Below are 257 nucleotides of genomic sequence, written 5' to 3' on the forward strand. Positions count from 1 at the left end.
GCGGTCTGCGGGCCACCACCGTTCGTGACATCGCCGATGCGGCGGGCATCCTGTCCGGCAGCCTCTACCACCACTTCGACTCCAAGGAGTCCATGGTCGACGAGATTCTGCGCGGATTCCAGGACGATCTGTTCGGGCGCTACCACGAGATCGTCGCCGCCGGCATGGGATCGCGGGAGACCTTCGAGGCCCTCGTGGTCGCCTCGTTCGAGGCGATCGACACCCGGCACAGCGCGGTCGCGATCTACCAGGACGAG

The 257-nt window shown here is 66.5% G+C and carries 1 protein-coding gene; it reads left to right on the top strand.

The annotated features are described in order from the left end of the window. The coding region (locus IJ15_RS26860; protein ID WP_031940940.1) for a TetR/AcrR family transcriptional regulator at nt 1–257 on the top strand (257 nt) is incomplete at both ends.

Source organism: Prescottella defluvii (assembly GCF_000738775.1).
GTDB classification, from domain to species: Bacteria; Actinomycetota; Actinomycetes; order Mycobacteriales; family Mycobacteriaceae; genus Prescottella; species Prescottella defluvii.